21 protein-coding genes are annotated in these 20,306 nt (G+C 43.7%); 11 read left to right on the forward strand and 10 right to left on the reverse strand.

The window, feature by feature from the left end; all coding sequences use genetic code 11:
• The first annotated feature begins 30 nt into the window (after positions 1-30).
• Positions 31-465 (forward strand): GNAT family N-acetyltransferase, encoded by a 435-nt coding sequence (locus JGK39_RS09910; RefSeq protein ID WP_293252396.1) that lies wholly within the window; start codon positions 31-33, stop codon positions 463-465.
• 243 nt (positions 466-708) lie between these two features.
• Here JGK39_RS09910 and JGK39_RS09915 read toward each other — a convergent pair whose 3' ends face one another.
• The 3 genes from JGK39_RS09915 to JGK39_RS09925 form a co-directional block, all read right to left on the reverse strand.
• Entirely contained in the window at positions 709-1,731 is a 1,023-nt protein-coding gene (locus JGK39_RS09915) for a sucrase ferredoxin (protein WP_293296182.1), read from the reverse strand.
• A 73-nt stretch (positions 1,732-1,804) separates the two neighbouring features.
• A complete protein-coding gene (locus JGK39_RS09920; RefSeq protein WP_293296180.1) occupies positions 1,805-2,953 on the reverse strand; it encodes a cupin domain-containing protein in 1,149 nt (382 codons plus the stop codon).
• A gap of 165 nt (positions 2,954-3,118) precedes the next feature.
• Complete coding sequence (locus JGK39_RS09925; RefSeq protein ID WP_293296178.1) at positions 3,119-3,271, reverse strand: hypothetical protein; 153 nt, start codon at positions 3,269-3,271, stop codon at positions 3,119-3,121.
• Between the two features lie 162 nt (positions 3,272-3,433).
• On the opposite strand from JGK39_RS09925, the gene JGK39_RS09930 reads away from it, so the two are divergent.
• The 5 genes from JGK39_RS09930 to JGK39_RS09950 all read left to right on the forward strand — a co-directional run bounded on the left by JGK39_RS09930 (position 3,434) and on the right by JGK39_RS09950 (position 7,122).
• Positions 3,434-3,562 carry a hypothetical protein gene (locus JGK39_RS09930; protein ID WP_293296176.1) on the forward strand — a complete coding sequence of 43 codons (129 nt, stop codon included), beginning with the start codon at positions 3,434-3,436 and terminating at the stop codon, positions 3,560-3,562.
• A gap of 369 nt (positions 3,563-3,931) precedes the next feature.
• Positions 3,932-5,056 carry a THUMP domain-containing protein gene (locus JGK39_RS09935; RefSeq protein ID WP_293252402.1) on the forward strand — a complete coding sequence of 375 codons (1,125 nt, stop codon included), beginning with the start codon at positions 3,932-3,934 and terminating at the stop codon, positions 5,054-5,056.
• Between the two features lie 65 nt (positions 5,057-5,121).
• Complete coding sequence (yhdJ, locus tag JGK39_RS09940) at positions 5,122-5,973, forward strand: adenine-specific DNA-methyltransferase (RefSeq protein ID WP_293186295.1); 852 nt, start codon at positions 5,122-5,124, stop codon at positions 5,971-5,973.
• A 4-nt stretch (positions 5,974-5,977) separates the two neighbouring features.
• Complete coding sequence (locus JGK39_RS09945; RefSeq protein ID WP_293252404.1) at positions 5,978-6,397, forward strand: hypothetical protein; 420 nt, start codon at positions 5,978-5,980, stop codon at positions 6,395-6,397.
• 125 nt (positions 6,398-6,522) lie between these two features.
• Positions 6,523-7,122: a hypothetical protein gene (locus JGK39_RS09950; protein WP_293252406.1), complete on the forward strand. Its 600-nt coding sequence runs from the start codon at positions 6,523-6,525 to the stop codon at positions 7,120-7,122.
• Between the two features lie 71 nt (positions 7,123-7,193).
• Here the strand turns inward: JGK39_RS09950 and JGK39_RS09955 are convergent, their stop codons facing one another.
• Complete coding sequence (locus JGK39_RS09955; protein ID WP_293252408.1) at positions 7,194-7,613, reverse strand: peptidylprolyl isomerase; 420 nt, start codon at positions 7,611-7,613, stop codon at positions 7,194-7,196.
• Between the two features lie 236 nt (positions 7,614-7,849).
• A complete protein-coding gene (locus tag JGK39_RS09960) occupies positions 7,850-8,719 on the reverse strand; it encodes a prohibitin family protein (RefSeq protein WP_293296174.1) in 870 nt (289 codons plus the stop codon).
• Positions 8,720-8,863: 144 nt separating this feature from the next.
• Here JGK39_RS09960 and JGK39_RS09965 point away from each other — a divergent pair, with 144 nt between their 5' ends.
• Complete coding sequence (locus JGK39_RS09965; protein ID WP_293252412.1) at positions 8,864-9,652, forward strand: RNA ligase family protein; 789 nt, start codon at positions 8,864-8,866, stop codon at positions 9,650-9,652.
• A 265-nt stretch (positions 9,653-9,917) separates the two neighbouring features.
• Positions 9,918-11,087 (forward strand): AAA family ATPase, encoded by a 1,170-nt coding sequence (locus JGK39_RS09970; RefSeq protein ID WP_293252414.1) that lies wholly within the window; start codon positions 9,918-9,920, stop codon positions 11,085-11,087.
• Positions 11,088-11,601: 514 nt separating this feature from the next.
• On the opposite strand, the gene JGK39_RS09975 is transcribed toward JGK39_RS09970, so the two are convergent.
• A complete protein-coding gene (locus tag JGK39_RS09975; protein ID WP_293252416.1) occupies positions 11,602-11,817 on the reverse strand; it encodes an acetyltransferase in 216 nt (71 codons plus the stop codon).
• 27 nt (positions 11,818-11,844) lie between these two features.
• On the reverse strand, positions 11,845-13,011 hold the full coding sequence (locus JGK39_RS09980; protein ID WP_293252418.1) for a zinc-dependent alcohol dehydrogenase: 1,167 nt from the start codon (positions 13,009-13,011) through the stop codon (positions 11,845-11,847).
• Positions 13,012-13,654: 643 nt separating this feature from the next.
• On the opposite strand from JGK39_RS09980, the gene mutS reads away from it, so the two are divergent.
• On the forward strand, positions 13,655-16,282 hold the full coding sequence (mutS, locus tag JGK39_RS09985) for a DNA mismatch repair protein MutS (protein WP_293252587.1): 2,628 nt from the start codon (positions 13,655-13,657) through the stop codon (positions 16,280-16,282).
• Positions 16,283-16,609: 327 nt separating this feature from the next.
• Here the strand turns inward: mutS and JGK39_RS09990 are convergent, their stop codons facing one another.
• The 3 genes from JGK39_RS09990 to JGK39_RS10000 form a co-directional block, all read right to left on the reverse strand.
• Positions 16,610-17,320, reverse strand: coding sequence for a hypothetical protein (locus tag JGK39_RS09990; RefSeq protein WP_293252420.1), 711 nt, complete (start codon positions 17,318-17,320; stop codon positions 16,610-16,612).
• A gap of 29 nt (positions 17,321-17,349) precedes the next feature.
• Entirely contained in the window at positions 17,350-18,027 is a 678-nt protein-coding gene (locus JGK39_RS09995) for an actin-binding WH2 domain-containing protein (RefSeq protein ID WP_293252422.1), read from the reverse strand.
• A 495-nt stretch (positions 18,028-18,522) separates the two neighbouring features.
• Positions 18,523-19,221, reverse strand: coding sequence for a pirin family protein (locus JGK39_RS10000; protein ID WP_293252424.1), 699 nt, complete (start codon positions 19,219-19,221; stop codon positions 18,523-18,525).
• 138 nt (positions 19,222-19,359) lie between these two features.
• Between JGK39_RS10000 and JGK39_RS10005 the strand changes: the two genes are divergently transcribed.
• On the forward strand, positions 19,360-19,692 hold the full coding sequence (locus JGK39_RS10005; RefSeq protein WP_293252426.1) for a helix-turn-helix domain-containing protein: 333 nt from the start codon (positions 19,360-19,362) through the stop codon (positions 19,690-19,692).
• 201 nt (positions 19,693-19,893) lie between these two features.
• A complete protein-coding gene (locus tag JGK39_RS10010) occupies positions 19,894-20,292 on the forward strand; it encodes a DUF4112 domain-containing protein (protein WP_293252428.1) in 399 nt (132 codons plus the stop codon).
• Positions 20,293-20,306: the final 14 nt, after the last annotated feature.

The raw sequence follows: 20,306 nt of genomic DNA on the forward strand, positions 1-20,306 counted from the left end.
TAGATAATATAACTGTAATTCACCCAAACAATGCCAAATATAGATATACGTCCAGTCAAAAACGCACAAGAATTAGAAGATATGTTTTACCAGCGGTGGTTGGTTTTGCGATCGCCCCTGGGCATGGAAAGGGGCAGCGAAAGAGACGATCGCGAAAACGGTGCTTGTCATATCATAGCAAAGGGCGATCGCAAAATTATCGGCTCGGGCAGACTCCGAGAATTATCCCCAGAATTTGGAAGCATCTCTTATATTGCCGTACTTCCTGAATTTCAAAACCAGGGAATCGGCACTAAAATGATGGAAAGATTGATAGCACAAGCTAAGGAAAAGAATTTCAAAACTGTGAGACTGATGTCTCGCATTAACGCCGTGAAATTCTACAAAAATCTCGGATTTGTCGAAAAAGACAATCCCTTTGAATATCTGACAATTCCCCACATATTCATGCAGCTAGAATTCTAATTTCTGTCATAATATAACGTTCGTAGTGAGGACTTTAGTCCTTCTTGATGCGAGACATTGAGTTCTTACAAATAATTGGTTCGTAGTGAGGACTTTAGTCCTTCTTTGTGATAAAAAAAATTACCCGCCATCAAAACGTTCGTAGTGAAGACTTTAGTCTTGGGATGGATGCGGACTAAAGTCCTCACTACGAACCTATTTGATTGTAATTGTTTAATCTAGCCCAAACATTTAGATTCAATATCACATAATCTCGACTAATATTGGCTGCGGAATTCCAGGATAAATTACAAACCTTGACTCATCTTTCTTCGAGTAAAAGTAAGAATCCTTTACCAAATACTTGACAAACTCTGATTCTTGCTTAGCGCCGCACGAACCTTTCAACTTGACTGTTTTAGCTTCATCTTTAACCAACTCAGCCCGATAGATATACGTACCATCTACCTTTTCAAAAGTCAATTCAGCCACAAAACCATCATTTTCGAGATGTTTTTCAACAATACAGCCTGAAACTTTATAGTTGAACCAATCCCACCCGTAGCGGATAATAAACTCTCGTTCCAAAACCTGAATTTGGTTCGGCAAAATCCCCCAACCCCGATAAACCTGATTCAAACATTCAATATCGCCCGATCGCGTTAGAATAGATTTGAACGAAATGCGATCGAGATTTCCGTAATATCTACCGTCAGGCAAATCAATCGCAGTCGGTGCCATGCGGTGTCCGCCAAAATGACTGGATTTCCAAACACGAACATCACTCAATTCTAACTCCGAAACCAAAGCCGTTGCTTGCGCGTAAAAAGGATTGCCATATCTCGCGCAACATCTATCATGACTCCCGTGAGTGCAAACCAAAATATCTCTACTTTGGTTATTTCCCACTTCGCAATCCGGGACTTCCCCAGCTAAATAGCTTTTGACAATTCCTGCTACTTCGTAAATATTACTCGCGTTAAATTCGTGCTTTTCGTAACCCTCAAAAAGTTCTTGACTTTTATTGTCATAAATCAACACTTTGCGGTTGTTAGCACATTTGTGTTTGTCGCTATTTATCAACAAGAATCGGATTTTTTGCTTTGAATGCTCTACTTCCTCCACCAAATCCCTGAGATTCTGGGGGACTTGTTTGGAATTAAAAGCTTCTGATTCCCAAGGCAAACAACATTCAATTAATACATAGGTTTGGTAATTCGTACCAGTACCAATAATATCCTCTTGAACGCATTTAGAAGCATCGGCGCAAAAAAAAGTATCCGGCATTTTCTACCTCGTTATGTGTCATAAATTACTCTTTTAACAACCCATTCATTACAGTTAGTACCCTTCTCTAGTTTTAACTAACAAAGATCACTCCGTCAACTACTAGCCTCGACAAAAGCGGCACTACATCTATTTCCCAATCATAATCTGGCAACCAATCCATCACATCCTCTCCTGTAAAAAATTCTGTACGGAATAAATTCTCCATAAATTTTTCCGTTACTCCTTTCAGAGATACTTCTTTGCCTCCAACAACAACTTTGTAGCCGCACCCGTCAGGTAATTCGCGAATTCTCACCCGCAGAAACTTGGGAATTCTAAACTTAGTTTGAATCCCGTAGGGAAAAATGTTGAAGCCTGCTTGATGAGGGAGAGAATATTTCGCCACTGGTTTTGCTAAACTGTCAAGGTAGCTGCTGTACTCTTCTCCAAGATTTTTATTTTTTGCGTAGCGGTGCAATTCAGCGATTAGATTATTTACACTTACATCAATGGAATCTGAACTTATTCGCAGCGGTAAACTTTGACGCCACTCTTCTTTCTGCCGCAATTCACCCACCAACCATTCTAAAAGATCAATTCCGGTTTTGCAGTGAATTCCTAATGTTAAATGCAGCGACGGTTCATCTGAAGCAACTGCATAATGCCAATGCCCGCGCGGTATGTAAAGCACATCTCCGGGGTGCAAAGTGCAGGTTAAATACGGTGGGGTTTCGGGCGGTGGAAATGCGGAGGATTTTTGCTCTGTCAGCGGGTATTTAATTGTGTCTGCAAATACATACCACTGCTTGATGCCGTCTGTTTGCAATATGAAAACTTCGTGGGTGTCGTAGTGGGAAGAAAATCCCTGTTTTTCCGGCCAAGAACAGTAGGCATTTACTTGGTTTGGATAACCTAAATCTACTTTTATTTCTGCCGCAAATTCAGCTATTTCGGGAATTAGTTTGTGAACTTGATTGATGATTAAAGTTGCTCCAGATTGGCACAGTTTTATCAGATTGGCGTTTTCGCTGGCGTCGAGAACTTTTCCTTCGACTGCTAAGCGAATGTCGGGATATTTTAATTCGTGAAAGTTTAGCAGGTAGTTGAGTTTTTCCCAGGAAAATAAATGTGCAAAGTCTTTTTTCCCTTCGCTGGGAATGACAACTGCTTTGTTTGTCCAGTTGTTATTTAGAAAATCTTCGAGATTGTATGGTTTGAGTAGATTCGCGATCGATCGCATAATTTACAGAAATAAACGAGAAGATTTGTCAATAAACGTTAAAAATTTAATAATTGAGGACAAGCGCAAAGGATTGTCCTCAATTACTACATACTTCCCGACATACAAGAGTAAAATTTATTACTTCTTGCTTGGAGATGGGAAGTCTATCTGAAAAACCTGCTATTACTCGTTGGTAACATCGCTGCCATCGGCATCAACATTAAGCGCAGAAGAGATTGTTTTAGCTGTGGCGTGCTTGGCAATTTCCTTGACTTCTACTTGGATTTTGCTGGCGCGGGACAGTTTGAGAGCCGATCCGTTGATTTGCTTTGACATAATTGTCTCCAATTGTTGTAGTACACCCGTTTAGCTGAAATTTTCCCTGACTGTGACGTTAGGGCTTGAATTCTCAACTTTGAGTAGAAGCCTAACATAAAGTCAATAAACTGTGCAAGTAGTTAACAAATTTTTGCAATAAGTAGCCGGCGATCGCACATCATGCCCGTTGCCAACCAGTTAAAAATCAAGCATGAATCCTCTCGGGTGCTCGATCCTGGGCATTTAGCGGGTGCGGGCTGGCCCGATCGCCCTTACACATACAGTGCTAGACTAGCGATCGCCTTTTGATAATACTTGTGAATATCAGTCTTGTTGAACAGAGGCATCTACCTTAAGGTAGAGTATTGTTTGTGAAACTTAGGATTAAAACGAGCTACTATCTAATTTGGGCGATCGAGAAAAACCCATTCCCCATCCCCAACCACCTGTCTTCACAATCGACAAGTCACGCATACACACATATAGCATTTCTCAGAAAGATGAGGTACTATCCGGCCTAGGGGATAGGGCATAGGGCTTGCGGGCATAGGGCTTGCGGGCCTACCTCATTTTTTTGAGAACCGCTATAGCTGTTTCTTCCCTGCTACATCCGTTACATCCGTTACATCCGTTACATCCGTTAAAAAATCCGCTGCCGAACTTCCTTCGTAATTATCAATGAATCAATATTTTGCTACAGTTGCGCGCGGTTTAGAAACTATCGCCGCCCAAGAATTAGAAAGTTTAGGGGCGCAAGATGTCAAGCCCGATTTTACAGGAGTTTACTTCGCGGGCGATCGCGCTTTATTGTACCGCGTCAATCTGTGGTCGAGAACAATTTTTCGAGTGCTAATGCCGATCGCCGAATTCCGGTGTTACGACTCAAATATGCTCTACCGCGAAGTCCAGAAAATTCCTTGGGACGAATACTTAGATCCTGACAATACTTTAGCAGTCAACTGTACCGGTGGCAACGAAAATTTAAATCACACCCACTTTACAGCATTGCAGGTCAAAAATGCGATCGCCGACCAACAGCGCCTGCAATTTAACAAACGTTCTAATGTTGATGTCGAAAATCCCGACTTACTAATTAACCTTCACATCCATCGAGACCGCGCTATTTTGAGCTTAGACAGTTCCGGCGGCAGTTTGCACCGCCGGGGATATCGCCCCGCAATGGGGCTGGCTCCGCTCAAAGAAACCCTCGCTGCGGCCCTGTTAGAGATGGCCGAATGGACGCCAGATTTACCATTTTTAGACCCGATGTGCGGTTCGGGAACATTGCCCCTGGAAGCCAGTTTAAAGGCTTTGAACATTGCGCCTGGATTGTTTCGAGACAAGTTTGGATTTATGACGTGGCGCGATTTTGACGAACCTTTGTGGGATAAATTGTGGGCTGAAGCTGAAAACAGCGAATTGCCCGAACTTAAAGAAATAATCGCCGGGTGCGATCGCGATTCTGATATGTTAGATCAAGCTCGCACCAACGCCCAGCAAGCAGGTATTTCAGGTAAAATCAAGTTTGCTCGTACCGAGTTATCCGAGTTGGAAGCACCGACAGATAGAGGCGTTCTGATTTGCAATCCTCCCTACGGAGAGCGCCTGGGAGATGCTAGCGAATTGGGAGATTTGTACAAGATGTTGGGCGATATTTTCAAGCAGCGTTTTAAAGGTTGGAATGCGTTTATTTTGACTGGGAATAAGGAGTTGGGTAAACAGGTTGGACTCAGAACATCGAAGCGAATTCCGGTTTTCAATGGCTCGATTCCCTGTACTTTGCTCAAGTATGAACTGTATTGAGGAGTTCTAGTAAATATCAACTCTAGCTGACAAAATGACGTATTGATTGGAAAAGATTAGGCAAAATGAAAATCTTTGAAGTAGACAGACACAAGCTCATATTGGGAGATGTGTTAGAAGTCCTTTCTCATGAAATTAAAGACAACTCAGTCGATTTGATTTTTGCCGATCCTCCCTATAATATTGGCAAAGACTTCAATGGTTTTAAAGACAAGTGGGAATCAGAGAGCGATTATTTAGAATGGAGTTATACCTGGTTGAATTTATGTATTGATAAGCTCAAGCACAACGGCAGCTTGTATCTGATGGCTTCAACTCAATGTATGCCTTACTTCGATTTATATTTGCGCGATCGTTTGACAATTCTTTCACGAATAGTGTGGTACTATGACAGTTCGGGAGTCCAAGCAAAAAAATACTACGGTTCTCTGTACGAACCTATTTTATATTGTGTCAAAGACAAACGAAATTATACATTTAATTCCTCCGATATTCTGGTAGAGGCAAAAACCGGCTCAGTCAGAAAACTAATTGATTACCGCAAGTCTACACCATCAGTATATAATTCTCAAAAAGTTCCAGGTAATGTATGGGAGTTTCCGAGAGTCAGATATCGTATGCCTGAGTACGAAGATCACCCTACCCAAAAACCAACATCTTTGTTAGAACGAATTGTCAAAGCAAGTAGTAATGAGGGAGACGTTGTATTAGACGTATTTTCTGGGACTTTTACCACATCATTTGTTGCCAAACAGCTTAAGAGAAAGTCAATCGGAATAGAATTACAAAACAAGTATGTAGAAATAGGATTAAATAGGTTACAAGCTACTTATAATGACAAAAAAGAGCAGCAAACATCGGAAATAAATCCTGGTGAAACTTCACCCACACAGTTAACACTTAACTTACAACTTTGATTCAATGGAACACGAGTTTACTAAAACAATCAAGCAAATTTTAGCAGAAAATTTGGGCGCGTCTGGCGAGCAAATATTTACTGGAAGCGAGCTAATTCAATATTTGAATATCAAAACTAAATCTGCAAATAGAGGATCAAAATCAAGAGGGAGTTTTGCGAATTTATATGCTATCTATGTTTTAGTTGAAGACTATTTTTTAAGAGGTTTTCATCAAAGCGATATGTATTCAGATTATGCAGGTGCAGTTTATACAAATATTTTTAAGAGACAGCGCGAATTACCGTTTGGACAAAAGCTTCAAAACCATGCTTTGAACCACAGGCTTAATGAAGAATTTAAAAGATATTTTCCTACTTGTGACTTTATCCCAGTTCTGAGAAATCCCAAAACTAACAGGTATTGGTTTAACGAAATTTATTAAAAGTTAAAATTCAGGAAAATGTACATAATATAGCAGAAACAGTAATTCAAATCATTGATGCTTACGTTGAAGCTAAGAGAGATAGCTTTGACAAGTTTCTGCAACTTTGTAAAGAGGCTCAAGCATTGACCCAGAAGCAAGTAATACAATTTATCAAACAAATAGTTGCACCAACTGTAGATGCTAGAATATTCGAGATAGTCAGCTACAGTATCTTAAAATACTACTATAGTGACATATATATCTATTGGGGTTATGAGCTTGATAGGCTCCAGCAAGAAAATTTACAACTGTTTAAAACAGGTCGGACAAATGCAAATGATGGCGGAATTGATTTTGTAATGAAGCCTCTAGGACGTTTTTTTCAGGTAACAGAAACTGTAGATATGAATAAATATTTCCTAGACATTGATAAAATTGAAAGGTATCCGATAACATTTGTAGTTAAATCTTCAGATTCCGATATTGAGATTAGACGTAAAATTGAAGCGCAGGCTCGAAAACAGTATTCAATAAATGCGATCGTCTCGCGTTATATGGAATGTATAGAAGAAATAATCAATGTTGCTATTCTGATAGACAGATTTGAAGAAGCTGTTGCCAAAGGGTATTTAAATAATATATTAAATGAAATTATCAAGCAGAGAAAATTGGAATTTAATTATGAGGATGATGAAGAAAATTTAGAAATTGAACTGTTAGACACTTCCCTCGAAGATGAATGATTCAATTTCAACTAATATTGTTTGCAATAAGGACTAAAGTCCTTACTACAAACATCACTAATTACTGAAAATTAATGCTCGATTTTGAGCGAAATAATCTTGTCGCCTTGGCGGATCGCATTCACGACAGACATATCCTCAGTTTTGCCAAAAGTTGTGTGAACTCCGTCTAAATGAGACTGGGGAGAATGGCAAATAAAGAATTGGCTCCCACCAGTATCGCGGCCTGCGTGAGCCATCGATAAAGTGCCTGCCAAATGTTTGTTTGAGTTGATTTCACACTTGATTTTGTAGCCGGGCCCGCCCATTCCAGTGCCTTTGGGACAGCCGCCTTGAACCATAAAGTTAGGAATGACTCGGTGAAAGCCCAATCCGTCGTAAAAACCTTTTTCCGCCAAGTCAACAAAATTTTTCACTGTATTCGGCGCATCCGCATCGAACAGTTCTAAATTGATTGTACCTTTGTCGGTTTCCATAATAGCGCGGGTCATAATTTCTCCTTGCTTCCTAAAATGAGTGTGCTGTCTGCGTTTTAATTGCGGACTTTGGTTTAATAGCGAAAGGTTTTAAGCTGTCGCTATATTTTGACTTTCAGAAGTGTAGCATACTCCGGCAAATCTCATAGGACTTCGGCAGGCTTTCTGAGCAAACCCGGTTTCGGGCGAGATTTGTGGTTAGCAAAGCCAACATTTTCCCAGAAACAAGGGTTCAGAGGGTAAGTGCTATTTTAATTGTCGATCGCTTTTGGGCGATCGGGTTCTTCCTGCATATCGTTCATATTAAAAATGAAAGGAACCCGACTCGAATTGCTACCCATAACCAATACCTTTGGCATCTGAGCGCCGCCGCTTCTCCAAGCTTCGATCGCCTCTTTTTGCAGAACCAAATCGCCCCCTTTAGCCTTCAGAGTTTCCGCCAAAAGCCTTTGAGCTTCAGCCCTACCTTGAGCGCGGTTAATATCAGCTTGAGCTTGTTGTTCAGCTTCTTGAGCAACATAGACTGCCCTTTGCGCCCGCTGTTCAGCCACCTGTTTTTCCTCAACTGCTTTCGCAAAATCTGTGGAGAATCGAATGTTGACAACGCTCGTGTCCAGGACAATTACATCGTACTTTGATAACCTTTCCTTAAGTGCACTATCAAAGTCTCGTTTCAGTTCGCTTCTTTGAGTAATAGATTGTTCGGCGGTTCTCAGCGCAGCGGCTGTTTTAAATGCTTCTTGCGTCTGAGGAGCAATAATTTTAGAAACTATATTCTCTAAAGTTCCTTGAGTCCTTCTGACATCTACTACTTTGGCAGGATCGAGGCGAAAATTGATCGCAAAACTAGCATTTAAATCCTGAAGGTCTTTAGTAGCACTCTGGGCAGGAACTTCAAATTTTTGCACTGTTACATCGTATATATCTACCTTGGATATCAGCGGGGGTCTGAGGTGAAATCCCTCTAACAATGCTCCATCTGTGGCTTTTCCTAAAACGCTGACCACTCCTGCTTCACCTGGATTGATGACAACAAAAGAGTTGAAGCCCAGGAGTAGCGCGACTACTAATAGAATTCCAGCGATCGCTGACGTTACGCTCTGGAAACTTTGACTTTTCAAAATATACGCTCCTTTGTGATGCATCTATTATAATGGTAATATACCTCTTGTGAAAATCATTGTCCGAAAATTTGATTCAAAAGACTTTTACAATCTAGTCTAATGAATTGGCTGGCCTCTAAAATCTCAAATATAAAATCGGTTATGGAAATTGTCAAATATCCTAGAACTTATCACATCGAAGGTTCGCGTTTCCAGCCGGGAGATGAAGACCTCGACAGCGTGCCTTTTAGCGCTATTGCCGATCGCCCTTTAATTATCGAAGAAAAGGTAGACGGCGCCAATACAGGCATCAGCTTCGCGCCAGACGGGCAAATGCTGCTGCAAAGTCGCGGCCACTATCTCACCGGCGGGCCGCGAGAAAAACATTTTAACTTATTCAAACAGTGGGCTTTCAGTCTCAGCGGAGTCCTGGGAGAAGTGCTGGGAAATCGTTATATTTTGTACGGCGAATGGCTTTATGCCAAACACACTGTTTTTTATGATTTTCTGCCGCACTATTTTATGGAATACGACGTGCTGGACTTAGAAACAAGTCTGTTTTTGAGTACAGAAGCCCGCCGCCAGTTGTTAATCGGACTGCCGTTAGTGTCAGTTCCTGTTCTGTTTTCGGGAGTGTTGAAATCGCCCAAGCACATGATGCACTTTATGGATAAATCTAATTTTATTCAAGCGGGACATTTGAAGCGGTTGCGATTGCAGTGCCGGGAATTGGGATTGGATGAAGAGCGCTGTTTGAAGGAGACTGATAATAGCGATCGCATGGAGGGTCTGTATATTAAAGTCGAAGCAGATGGAATTGTCAAGGCGCGTTACAAGTACGTGCGCGCTAGCTTTTTGACTGCGATTAAAAATGCGGAGGGACATTGGCTGAATCGCCCCATTGTACCGAATATTTTGCGTGCGGGTGCAGATTTATTTAATTTTAGTTGACCGATAGTAGGGTGCGCATTGCGCACCTTACGCCTAGGAAATAAATGTCGGGTGCGCATTGCGCACCTTACGCCTAGGAAATAAATGTCGGGTGCGCATTGCGCACCTATAAATGTCGGGTGCGCATTGCGCACCTTACGATATTGAAACCGCGACTATACAAACAATGTCCGCTGAGAGTCGGCGGTTGAAACCGCTGCTATAAAGACAATGTCCGGATGGTGCGCGGACTAAGAAATTAAGAAATTAACAAATAGGTGAAACTATGACTGCTTTATTATCACATTCTGCAACTTGGACTTTTCCTTTTTGTCCGGAACCGCCCGATTGGTTCTTGGATTGGGACAGCATTTACAATCATTTTGATTGGATTCAAAACTTAGAAGGATGTCAGCAAGACCCGATTTATCACGCTGAAGGTGATGTCTTAATTCACACCAAAATGGTCTGCGAAGCGTTAATATCTTCCCCCAATTGGCGGCAGCTTCCCGTCAAAGAACGTTCTATGCTTTTTGCTGCGGCTTTGCTGCACGATGTCGCAAAACCTGCTTTTACAAAGATAGAAGAAAATGGCAGAATTAGCTCGAAAGGTCACGCCCGCCAAGGTGCGAGGATGGTCAGACAAATTTTATCTCAATTTGACCCGCCTGTGCAGTTTAGCATTCGGGAGACTGTTTGCGCGATCGTCCAATTCGGCAGTTTACCCATCTGGCTGCTGGAAAAACCCAACCCGCAGCAGTCTGTCATTAAAGCCAGTCAAGTTGTGCGCTGCGATTTCCTCGCACTTTTAGCAGAAGCAGACGTGCGCGGGCGAGAGTGTGCTGACAGACAAGAAATTCTGGATAAAATACAGCTATTTCGGGAGTTTTGTCAAGAAAATAATTGTTTGAATTCTCCGCGACAATTCCCATCAGCCCACAGCCGATTTATCTACTTCCGCAAAGACAACGGCAACCCCGATTATGAAGCATTTGACGATACTCGATGCGAAGTTGTTTTGATGTCGGGATTGCCGGGAAGCGGTAAAGATTATTGGATTAAAGAAAATCTGCTCAATTTGCCTGTTATTTCCTTGGATGCGCTGCGAAAAGAGATGAACGTTCCTCCCGATGAAACTCCCGGAAATGTCATCGTGGAAGCTAAAAATCGAGCGCGGGAATACATGAAATCTGGACGTTCTTTTGTGTGGAATGCTACCAATACGACCAAACAAATGCGCCAGCAATTAATTAATTTTTTTGCTGGTTATCAAGGGCGCATTCGGATTGTTTACCTGGAAGTTCCCTTGGAGCAAATCTTGCGGCGGAATCGTGAGCGCACCGCAGCAGTCCCAGAAGCGGTAATTCAACGATTGGCTAATCGCCTGGATATTCCCGATCGCACGGAAGCGCATCAGGTAGAATGGATTGTAGACCTCTTGCCTCAGTCTTTTTAATCAAATCTTAGGACGATGCTCTGAGCATCGTCCTAGCTATTAGAGAAGCTATCCCTCTCGATGAATCGCCGTTATTTCATCAATAAGTGGCAAACGCCTCTACCCAAGCTTGAGGGTGAGCGTCATTGCTGAGTACGAAAGTGCCGTCAATATCGAGAATTACTGCTTGCAAATCCATAAATTATTTGCTGTTAATGATGAGACTTATTGCCCGCGTCAGTTTTGTAGTAAGGACTTCAGTCCTTAAATAATTAACTGATCGGGGATTCAAATCTTTCTTAGGTACGTAGTTGCGCTTCAGCGCTCTTTATTATATATAGCATTTCTCAAAAAGATCTGGTATGACTGACAGCTTATATAACCACTAAACTAAGAAGGGCTAAAGCCTAACAACGTCCGCGAATCTTTTTGAGAACCACTATATCTCAAAGAGCGCTGAAGCGCAACTACGTACCTTGATTAAGGTGACAGTTCGTCTAGGACTTAATGAGTAAATCTGGGACTGAAGTCCCTACTACGAACCTTGAGTTTTATAATTTTCCTCAGTCCAGCAGCGCGGCAGGACTTCGCCGGAAGGAAAAACTAATTTATCCTTCTCAAAATGTGCCGGATCTTGCTCTTCTTCACCAGCTTGAATTCGTCCCGGTACTTGATTTTGGGTGGGGCTGATTAAAGTCTCGATATCGAGAATTTCTACCAAGTCGCCGGATTCTTTTTCTTGTAAAAGCATAGTTTCTCCTTCTCAATTAATGGTGAGTTATGGTTTGAGCACAACTTTGATGCAGTTGTCTTTTTTCTGTTTGAAAATTTCGTAAGCGTGGGGCGCTTCATCCAATTTCATGCGGTGTGTAATCACGAAGGTTGGGTCAATTTCGCCTTTTTGAACGCGATCGAGCAAAGGCCGCAAATAGCGGTGAACGTGCGTCTGTCCCATTTTCAGAGTCAGGCCTTTGTTGAACGCTGCACCCAAGGGCACCTTGTCAACAAAACCGCCGTAAACGCCGGGAATTGACACTGTGCCGCCTTTGCGACAGGCGAGGATGACTTGTCGCAGCGCTGTAGGCCGATCGCTCTCCAAGCGCACAGCTTGCTTAGCTTTGTCGTACAAAGCATCGAGACCGGTACCGTGGGCTTCCATCCCCACCGCGTCAATACAGGCGTCAGGGCCGCGTCCGCCCGTCATTTCGGTGACGGCTACCCCCGCGTCCATTTCTTCGTAGTTGATGATTTGGGCCTTAGCCGCGGCCGCCATTTGCAAGCGTTCCGGTACTCTGTCGATCGCAATTACTCGATCGGCCCCCAACATAAACGCGCTTCTGATCGCAAACTGTCCGACAGGCCCGCATCCCCAAACAGCAACAGTATCTCCCGGTTTAATATTGCAGTTTTCCGCAGCCATGTAACCGGTAGGAAAGATATCAGTGAGGAACAATACTTGCTCGTCAGAAAGTCCGTCAGGAATTTTCAAAGGGCCGACATCTGCAAACGGAACCCGCGCGTATTCTGCTTGACCGCCTGCATAGCCGCCCGTTAAATGCGAGTAGCCAAACAGTCCCGCCGGTGAATGACCGAACATTTTTTCAGCCAATCCTGCATTGGGATTAGAATTGTCGCACAGCGACCACAAATCCTGGTTGCAAAAGAAGCAACTACCGCAAGAAATTGTAAAAGGAATGACAACGCGATCGCCCTTTTTCAAGTTCTTGACTTGGCTGCCGAGTTCGACTACTTCCCCCATGAATTCGTGCCCCATGATGTCGCCCGATTGCATTGTCGGGATGAAGCCGTTGTAGAGGTGCAAATCTGAGCCGCAGATTGCTGTAGACGTGATTTTAACTATGGCATCGCGCGGATTGATAATTGTTGGGTCGGGTACATTATCAACTCGCACGTCATTTGCTCCGTGCCAGCAAAGAGCTTTCATTATTTTGTTCTCCTCTAGTTAACTACTAGCAGATTTTTGATTCTAAATCTTAAATTTACTCCGCAGCTAAATCACTTGCCTGGATGTTTTGATTTTAAGCATATAAAATGTGGTATCTCTCTATCGGAGGTATAATTTATAAATCTATCTTTTGGCTGTTTTCAATAATAAAAAATGTAGAGCTTATCCCAGACTAAATTGCAGTAGATTTCGCATTATTGTTTTAACAGCTAACAGGGGATGGCTGAGGTTGTTTTTGGCGATCGCCAGTCGCTGCTCTTTCATATCGCGTCCGCTCGATTAACCGCACGCGCGGTTCGTAGTGCGGACTTCAGTCCGCTCCGATAAGAGCGGACTGAAGTCCGCACTACGAACCATATAACTCAATACAGTTTACTTAACACTATTTATGCGCCGGAGATCCCCCTCGCCGTTCGTAGTGCGGACTTCAGTCCGCTCCGATAAGAGCGGACTGAAGTCCGCACTACGAACGGCACTACGAACCATGTAACTGCGCCCGCATATCGAGAATCGCGCAACCTGCTGGAGGAGGATTAATCGTCAAAAATTGTATCATTAGCTATAGCTAAAAGCCGAGCTTGCGCTAAAGTTGTTAAAGATAAAAATTTATCGATCGCCTTTTATGCCTTACACTGCATCTACCCCAACAGACCCCAGTCAAGCCAACATCCCCAATGCCGACCACCGCCTACTAGAATTCACCAAGCTGACGCCGATGATGCAGCGGTATGTGGAAGTGAAAGAACAGTATCCCCACGCACTTTTATTGTTTCGAGTCGGAGATTTCTTTGAGTGTTTTTTCCAAGATGCAGTGACGATTTCCCGGGAATTAGAACTCGTTTGTACTAGCAAAGAAAGCGGCAAAGAAATCGGTCGAGTGCCGATGACAGGAGTGCCGCACCACGCCCTCGATCGCTACACTTCTCAGTTAGTAGAAAAAGGCTATGCTGTAGTAGTTTGCGACCAAGTTGAAGATGCCTCAATTGCAGCAAAAGAAGGTCGCCAAGTCAAGCGCGAAATTACCCGCATTCTCACTCCCGGAACTTTGACGGATGACGGAATGCTCAAGCCCCGACAAAATAACTTTTTAGCAGCAGTAGTCATCGCTGGAGAACATTGGGGATTGGCTTATACTGATATTTCTACAGGAGAATTCGTCACTACCCAAGCCGACAGTTTAGAACAATTAACCCTAGAATTGCTGCGCTTGCAGCCTTCGGAAGTCCTGGTTCCTACTAATGCGCCGGATTTGGTGACGATGTTGAGGCCCGGAGAGAAATCCGAGCATTTACCCGATTGTTTGCCGAATTCGTTTTGCTATTCTTTGCGATCGCAAATTCCGTTTACTTTGTCCGAAGCAAAACAGCGCATCCTGCAAAAGTTCAAAGTGCGATCGCTCGAAGGTATGGGATGCGGGCACCTTTCCCTCGCAGTGCGCGCCGCCGGGGGTTTGCTGCAATATCTCGAAGAAACTCAAAAGGAAAAAGCAGTTGCTTTGCAAAGATTGCACACTTACACTCTCACCGATTTTCTGATACTAGACTACCAAACGCGCCGCAATCTCGAAATTACTCAAACAGTGAGAGATGGCGTGTTTCACGGTTCGCTGCTGTGGGCTATAGACAAAACCAGCACCGCCATGGGAGGCCGCGCTTTGCGCCGCTGGGCGCTGCAACCTTTGCTCAGCATTAAAGGCATTTGCGCCCGCCACGACACGATTCAAGAATTAGTAGAAAACAATCCGCTGCGCCAAGATTTGCAGCAGTTGCTGCGCCAAATTTACGACATCGAAAGACTCACGGGGCGTGCAGGATCTGGAACGGCTAGCGCCCGGGATTTGGTCGCTTTAGCCGATTCTCTCTCGAAATTGCCTCAATTAGCCGCGATCGCAGTTCAAGGAATCTCGCCCTATTTAAAAGCGCTGCAAAATGTCCCGCCCATTTTAGAAGAATTAGCAACTCAAATTCACGCTTATTTAGTTGACGAACCGCCGATTCATTTAAAAGAAGGAGGTTTGATTCGATCGGGCATTAATGCCATGCTTGATGAGATGCGCCAAACTGCATCAGCCGATCGAGAATGGATTGCCACTTTAGAAGCTAACGAACGGAAACGCACCGGAATTTCTAATTTAAAAGTAGGCTACAATAAAGCTTTCGGCTATTATATCAGCATTACCAAATCCAAAGTTGACCAAGTACCGAACGACTACACCCGCAAGCAAACTCTTACCAATGAAGAACGCTACAGCACTGAAGAATTAAAAGAAAGAGAAGTCCGCATTCTGACGGCGCGGGAAGATTTGAATCAGTTGGAGTACGATATTTTTGCGAAATTGCGATCGGAGGTAGGAGAGCACGCAGAAATTATTCGCAACGTTTCCCGCGCGGTGGCGGCGGCGGATATTTTGTGCGGTTTAGCGGAAGTAGCGGTTTATCAAGATTACTGTCGCCCGAATATGGTTGAAAGTCGGGAAATTAAAATTATTGAAGGTTGTCATCCGGTGGTGGAAAAGTCTTTACCTCCGGGATTTTTTGTCCCTAATTCGGCTTTTTTGGGTCGGGAAGCAGCGCTAAATCGCCCAGATTTAATTATTTTAACCGGGCCGAATGCTAGCGGGAAGAGTTGTTATTTGCGACAGGTGGGTTTGATCCAGTTAATGGCGCAGATGGGCAGTTTTGTCCCGGCGAAGGCTGCGACTTTGGGTATTTGCGATCGCATTTTTACCCGTGTCGGCGCCGTGGATGATTTGGCAACCGGTCAGTCTACGTTTATGGTAGAAATGAACGAAACTGCCAATATTCTCAATCACGCCACGCCGAAATCATTGGTTTTGTTAGATGAAATTGGCAGGGGAACGGCGACGTTTGACGGACTTTCGATTGCTTGGTCTGTGGCAGAATATTTAGCAAGCGAGATTCGGGCGCGGACGATTTTTGCGACTCACTATCACGAGTTAAATGAGTTAGCTTCTATTTTGGATAATGTGGCAAATTATCAGGTGACTGTGAAGGAATTGCCCGATCAAATCGTATTTTTGCACGAAGTTCACCCCGGCGGTGCTGATAAGTCCTACGGAATTGAAGCGGGGAGGTTGGCTGGTTTGCCGCCGTCGGTGATTGATAGGGCGAGACAGGTGATGAAGCAGATTGAGAAACACAGCAAAATTGCGATCGGGCTGCGGAAGGGTGTTAAAAAAGATGGTAAAAAAGAGTCGGAGGGACAACAGTTGGATATTTTCGATGATTAAAATTATCACCAAAAAAGGTTCGTAGTAAGGACTTTAGTCCTTTAAAACTCAGATTTAAGGACTAAATTTCTGACGGCGAACCTGTCATTTAAAACTCAGATGGAAGGACTAAAGTCCTCACTACGAACTTGAAGGACTAAAGTCCTTACTACGAACTTGAAGGACTAAAGTCCTTACTACGAACTTGAAGGACTAAAGTCCTTACTACGAACTTGAAGCTTACTACGAACCTGAAGGACTAAAGTCCTTACTACGAACTTGAAGGACTAAAGTCCTCACTACGAACCTGAAGGACTAAAGTCCTTACTACGAACTTGCAAATTGAATTTACTTGCCATTTTGCAGTTTTCTTACCTCTTTGTGTACGCTCATCCCAATTTCCAAAGCCTCATTTAGCAACCGCCCGTATTCGCTCGCCCGATCGCTCACATCCAGCGCCATCAGAGCCGCCAAATTACTCTCAATATTAGCAAATAACTCGTAACGGCGGCCGATAAATTTCTGATTTTCCCGGAGAATTCTTTCTGTTTTCAAAGCACAGACTAAACTTTCCCTAGTAATTTTTAATGCCTCAATTGCATCTTGTCGGTTAATTACATTGGCTTGTAAGTTGCCAGCAGCCGTTAGGCGATCGATAATATCTAAAGCCTGAATCACCTCGTGATACTTCTCAACTTCATCCAGCAGACCCGCCAGCGTTTCCAGAGGCTTTGCCTTCACCCATTGATAGACATTCCAAGCAACAGTAATCGCCAGCGATAAACCCAAAGTTATTTGTAAAACCCGGACAAATATTTCAGCATCGCTAGCTGAACTAACTTCATGCTTATTGACGAGCAAAGCAACAGGAAGCGAGACAACAAGCGTCACGCAAAATATCAGCAACTCATGCAACAAAAGAGCAAACAGCTTTTTGCCGTCCCGGAGTGCAGCAGGTCGGTAAAAATCCGCTGCAAAACCGTCGCTCAAAGCTATTCCGCTCAAATCTTCCAACTCCTTTTCAGGAATTCTCAACTCATCCAAATCCGCTTGTATCACTAGGGCAAATCTCCTTAAATTGGCATTAATTAAAATCCTCCCAGAGACCTAATTGAATCCCACAGACTCAGATAAAAATTGCTGTCTCGGCCTCGGAACAGTTGAAAAGCTCTTCCGGGCGCGCCAAAAAACGGTCTCAACGTCCATCCCAACTGACTGCCCACAAACGCATAAAGTCCCAACCAGAAGCGCAAAATATTTAGCCTGATGTCTTTGCCTTCGGCATCTTGTTCGGACATAAAGTGCATTCCTTGATAAATGAAGCTTACCCCCAAAAATCCTGTAATTGCCATGATAGCAACATTCAACAGTAGATAAAAATTGTAATTCGTACTGCTAATCAGAAAAAATAGGCTGACAGGTGCAAATCCAAACAGCAAAACGCTAATCATTGCCATTGATGTCATCAACAATGTCAAATACTGTTCAAAAGTTCGTTTTGAACCAAACATGACATTAAAAAAGTATAGTGTGGGAAAGCAGATAATCAGTGTCAGCAAGTAAAGTGCTGGCAGCTTGATTGCTGAAACCAGACATTGCATCCACGTACTAGATGCGCCTAATATTGCTCCGTAAATCCCAAAAAATATGGTACTAGAAATTAACAAACCAAAAATTTTCGATTTGAGATTGACACCTTCGCGAATTTCTTCGAGAAACTGTTGCCGTTCCCGCAGCAAATACATTACTACTGAAAAATATTTCACGGGTTCTCCTTGTGACTGATGCGACTCCGAATCAGTCTTAACTCAAGCTGAGTGCGATCGACAATCTTGCCAACTGGAGGCACTCTGTGTTAACCGATTATTCTTCTAGATACAGGACTCACACAACTCCCATTATCTAGGGTTCCATGCACGCCGCACCATACCGCTATTGACTGTCGGCTGGATATTTCTAGTCAAATTCTAGTCAAATTGTATTCAAATTGTGTTCAAAAAGGGATCTCGGGCAGTCATTTGATACTCACTTGATACTCAATGGGGCTATTTCGCAGTCATTTCGCAGTCATTCTGTCTCCAAATTGTCTCCAATCTGCCCCCCGACTCGCCCGTATTTTAGCCAATAAAAAACCTCAAACCTTGATTTCTCGTTTGTTTGAGGTCTTTATCTGAGTAAGCGGGCAGCGGGAATCGAACCCGCATAATTAGCTTGGAAGGCTGAATCCTGACGCACCCTACGGCTAAATTTGTCTGGCTATTTTATGCTAGATCGAACAGCAAAAATTCTGCATCTTCCACCGCTTCGATCGCCAACTCAGCCTCGCCGCTAACCGCCGCACCGTCACCCTTTTCTAAAGTCAAACCGTTGAGCAAAACAGCGCCGCGAGCAACTTGCACCCAAGCATGGCGATTTGGCTGCAAAACATGAGAAACCCGGGAGTTTTTATCCAAAACCGCCGCATACAAATCGACATCTTGATGCACTTTTACAGCACCATCTCTGGCATCTCGCGCCGCCACTAAGCGCAGTTTTCCGCGCCTTTCTGCTAGGGGAAACTCCCGCTGTTCGTAACTCGGCGGCAAGCCATTTGTATCTGGTAAAATCCAGATTTGCAGCAAATGAACCGGGTCAGTTTGCGAGTGATTGAACTCGCTGTGCTGGATGCCAGTACCTGCACTCATCCGCTGCACTTCACCTGGTTTGATCGCTGCACCGGTGCCCAAACTGTCTTTGTGTTCTAATGCTCCTTCCAGCACATAGGTAATGATTTCCATGTCGCTGTGCCCGTGAGTGCCAAAACCTTTTCCGGGGCTAATGACATCCTCGTTGATTACCCGCAACGAGCGAAAATTCATAAAATTGCGATCGTAATAATTGGCAAAGGAAAATGTGTGGTAACTGTCCAGCCAACCATGATTAGCGTGTCCTCTTGCTTCACTTTTTCTGACTGCAATCATTTTCTCAATCCTCCTTCAATTTGAGATTTTAGATTTGGGAATGACTTCGGGTATTTCTCGGCTGTTTCTAATTTAAACCAAGTCAAGCTATTATGGGAAGTACGCACTTAAAAGTGCGGTAGTTACCACAAAGATACTATGCAAGCTAAAGAAGGAACTATTGAGCGCGCAAATTGCCCGGTAGAAAGAACTTTAGAGGTGATTGGCGGGCGCTGGAAAGTCTTGATTCTGCGGGAGCTGTTTCAAGGAGTGAAGCGTTTTAACGAGCTGCAACGAGCTGTCAACGGCATTACTCAGAAGATGCTGACGCAGCAGTTGCGGGAGATGGAGTCAGACGGGATTGTGCACCGGGAAATTTACCTGCAAGTTCCGCCGAAAGTTGAATATTCGCTCACGCCTTTGGGCGAAAGTCTCAAACCGATTATTGATACTATGCACGAATGGGGAATTAAGCATATTAACTATAGTTAAGTTTATTCAAGTCTAGCTAATTCCCAATTTGCGATCGCCGCCGATTATATCATAAAATAACCCTTATAAAGTTAGTAGTGAGGACTTCAGTCCTCTTCCAACCAGAGAGGACTGAAGTCCTCACTACGAACCTGTCAGGGCGATGCTTTTTTCTGTCTTCCGACTGATGTCACTTTTTCCAGCTAGTCCAACAATAATAATATGAACAAAATAGAGCGTCTCGCCACCCTCAACCGCATCCGCAAGCTCAGCCGCCTGATGGATACCGCCATTGGCATCCCCGGTACTAAATTTCGCATTGGTTTAGATCCCATTATCGGTTTAGTGCCGGGTGCTGGGGATATAGTAGATACCGCGTTTTCTGCTTACCTAATTTACTTAGCAACTCAATTCAACATTCCCCAAAAAACCCTCGGTAAAATGATTTACAATATCGGTCTAGAAGCAGTTATCGGCTCAGTGCCTTTAGTCGGAGATATCTTTGATGCTTTTTATAAATCAAATATGAGAAATCTGGCGCTTTTGGAAGCGCACCTCGAAGCAGAGGAACCGGAATTAGCCGCAGTTGCAGAACCTGTCCATGAATCTATTAAACTCTAGGTTTGTAGTGAGGA

Source organism: Microcoleus sp. PH2017_12_PCY_D_A, from assembly GCF_020738565.1.
In the GTDB taxonomy this organism is placed as follows: domain Bacteria; phylum Cyanobacteriota; class Cyanobacteriia; order Cyanobacteriales; family Microcoleaceae; genus Microcoleus.

What these genes read in the sequence shown, in the direction of transcription:
- JGK39_RS09910 (WP_293252396.1), top strand. Translation starts at nt 31, where the DNA reads ATGCCAAATATAGATATACGTCCAGTCAAAAACGCACAAGAATTAGAA.
- JGK39_RS09915 (WP_293296182.1), bottom strand. Translation starts at nt 1,731, where the DNA reads ATGCCGGATACTTTTTTTTGCGCCGATGCTTCTAAATGCGTTCAAGAG.
- JGK39_RS09920 (WP_293296180.1), bottom strand. Translation starts at nt 2,953, where the DNA reads ATGCGATCGATCGCGAATCTACTCAAACCATACAATCTCGAAGATTTT.
- JGK39_RS09925 (WP_293296178.1), bottom strand. Translation starts at nt 3,271, where the DNA reads ATGTCAAAGCAAATCAACGGATCGGCTCTCAAACTGTCCCGCGCCAGC.
- JGK39_RS09930 (WP_293296176.1), top strand. Translation starts at nt 3,434, where the DNA reads ATGCCCGTTGCCAACCAGTTAAAAATCAAGCATGAATCCTCTCGGGTG.
- JGK39_RS09935 (WP_293252402.1), top strand. Translation starts at nt 3,932, where the DNA reads ATGAATCAATATTTTGCTACAGTTGCGCGCGGTTTAGAAACTATCGCC.
- yhdJ (WP_293186295.1), top strand. Translation starts at nt 5,122, where the DNA reads ATGAAAATCTTTGAAGTAGACAGACACAAGCTCATATTGGGAGATGTG.
- JGK39_RS09945 (WP_293252404.1), top strand. Translation starts at nt 5,978, where the DNA reads ATGGAACACGAGTTTACTAAAACAATCAAGCAAATTTTAGCAGAAAAT.
- JGK39_RS09955 (WP_293252408.1), bottom strand. Translation starts at nt 7,613, where the DNA reads ATGACCCGCGCTATTATGGAAACCGACAAAGGTACAATCAATTTAGAA.
- JGK39_RS09965 (WP_293252412.1), top strand. Translation starts at nt 8,864, where the DNA reads ATGGAAATTGTCAAATATCCTAGAACTTATCACATCGAAGGTTCGCGT.
- JGK39_RS09970 (WP_293252414.1), top strand. Translation starts at nt 9,918, where the DNA reads ATGACTGCTTTATTATCACATTCTGCAACTTGGACTTTTCCTTTTTGT.
- JGK39_RS09975 (WP_293252416.1), bottom strand. Translation starts at nt 11,817, where the DNA reads ATGCTTTTACAAGAAAAAGAATCCGGCGACTTGGTAGAAATTCTCGAT.
- JGK39_RS09980 (WP_293252418.1), bottom strand. Translation starts at nt 13,011, where the DNA reads ATGAAAGCTCTTTGCTGGCACGGAGCAAATGACGTGCGAGTTGATAAT.
- mutS (WP_293252587.1), top strand. Translation starts at nt 13,655, where the DNA reads ATGCCTTACACTGCATCTACCCCAACAGACCCCAGTCAAGCCAACATC.
- JGK39_RS10000 (WP_293252424.1), bottom strand. Translation starts at nt 19,221, where the DNA reads ATGATTGCAGTCAGAAAAAGTGAAGCAAGAGGACACGCTAATCATGGT.
- JGK39_RS10005 (WP_293252426.1), top strand. Translation starts at nt 19,360, where the DNA reads ATGCAAGCTAAAGAAGGAACTATTGAGCGCGCAAATTGCCCGGTAGAA.
- JGK39_RS10010 (WP_293252428.1), top strand. Translation starts at nt 19,894, where the DNA reads ATGAACAAAATAGAGCGTCTCGCCACCCTCAACCGCATCCGCAAGCTC.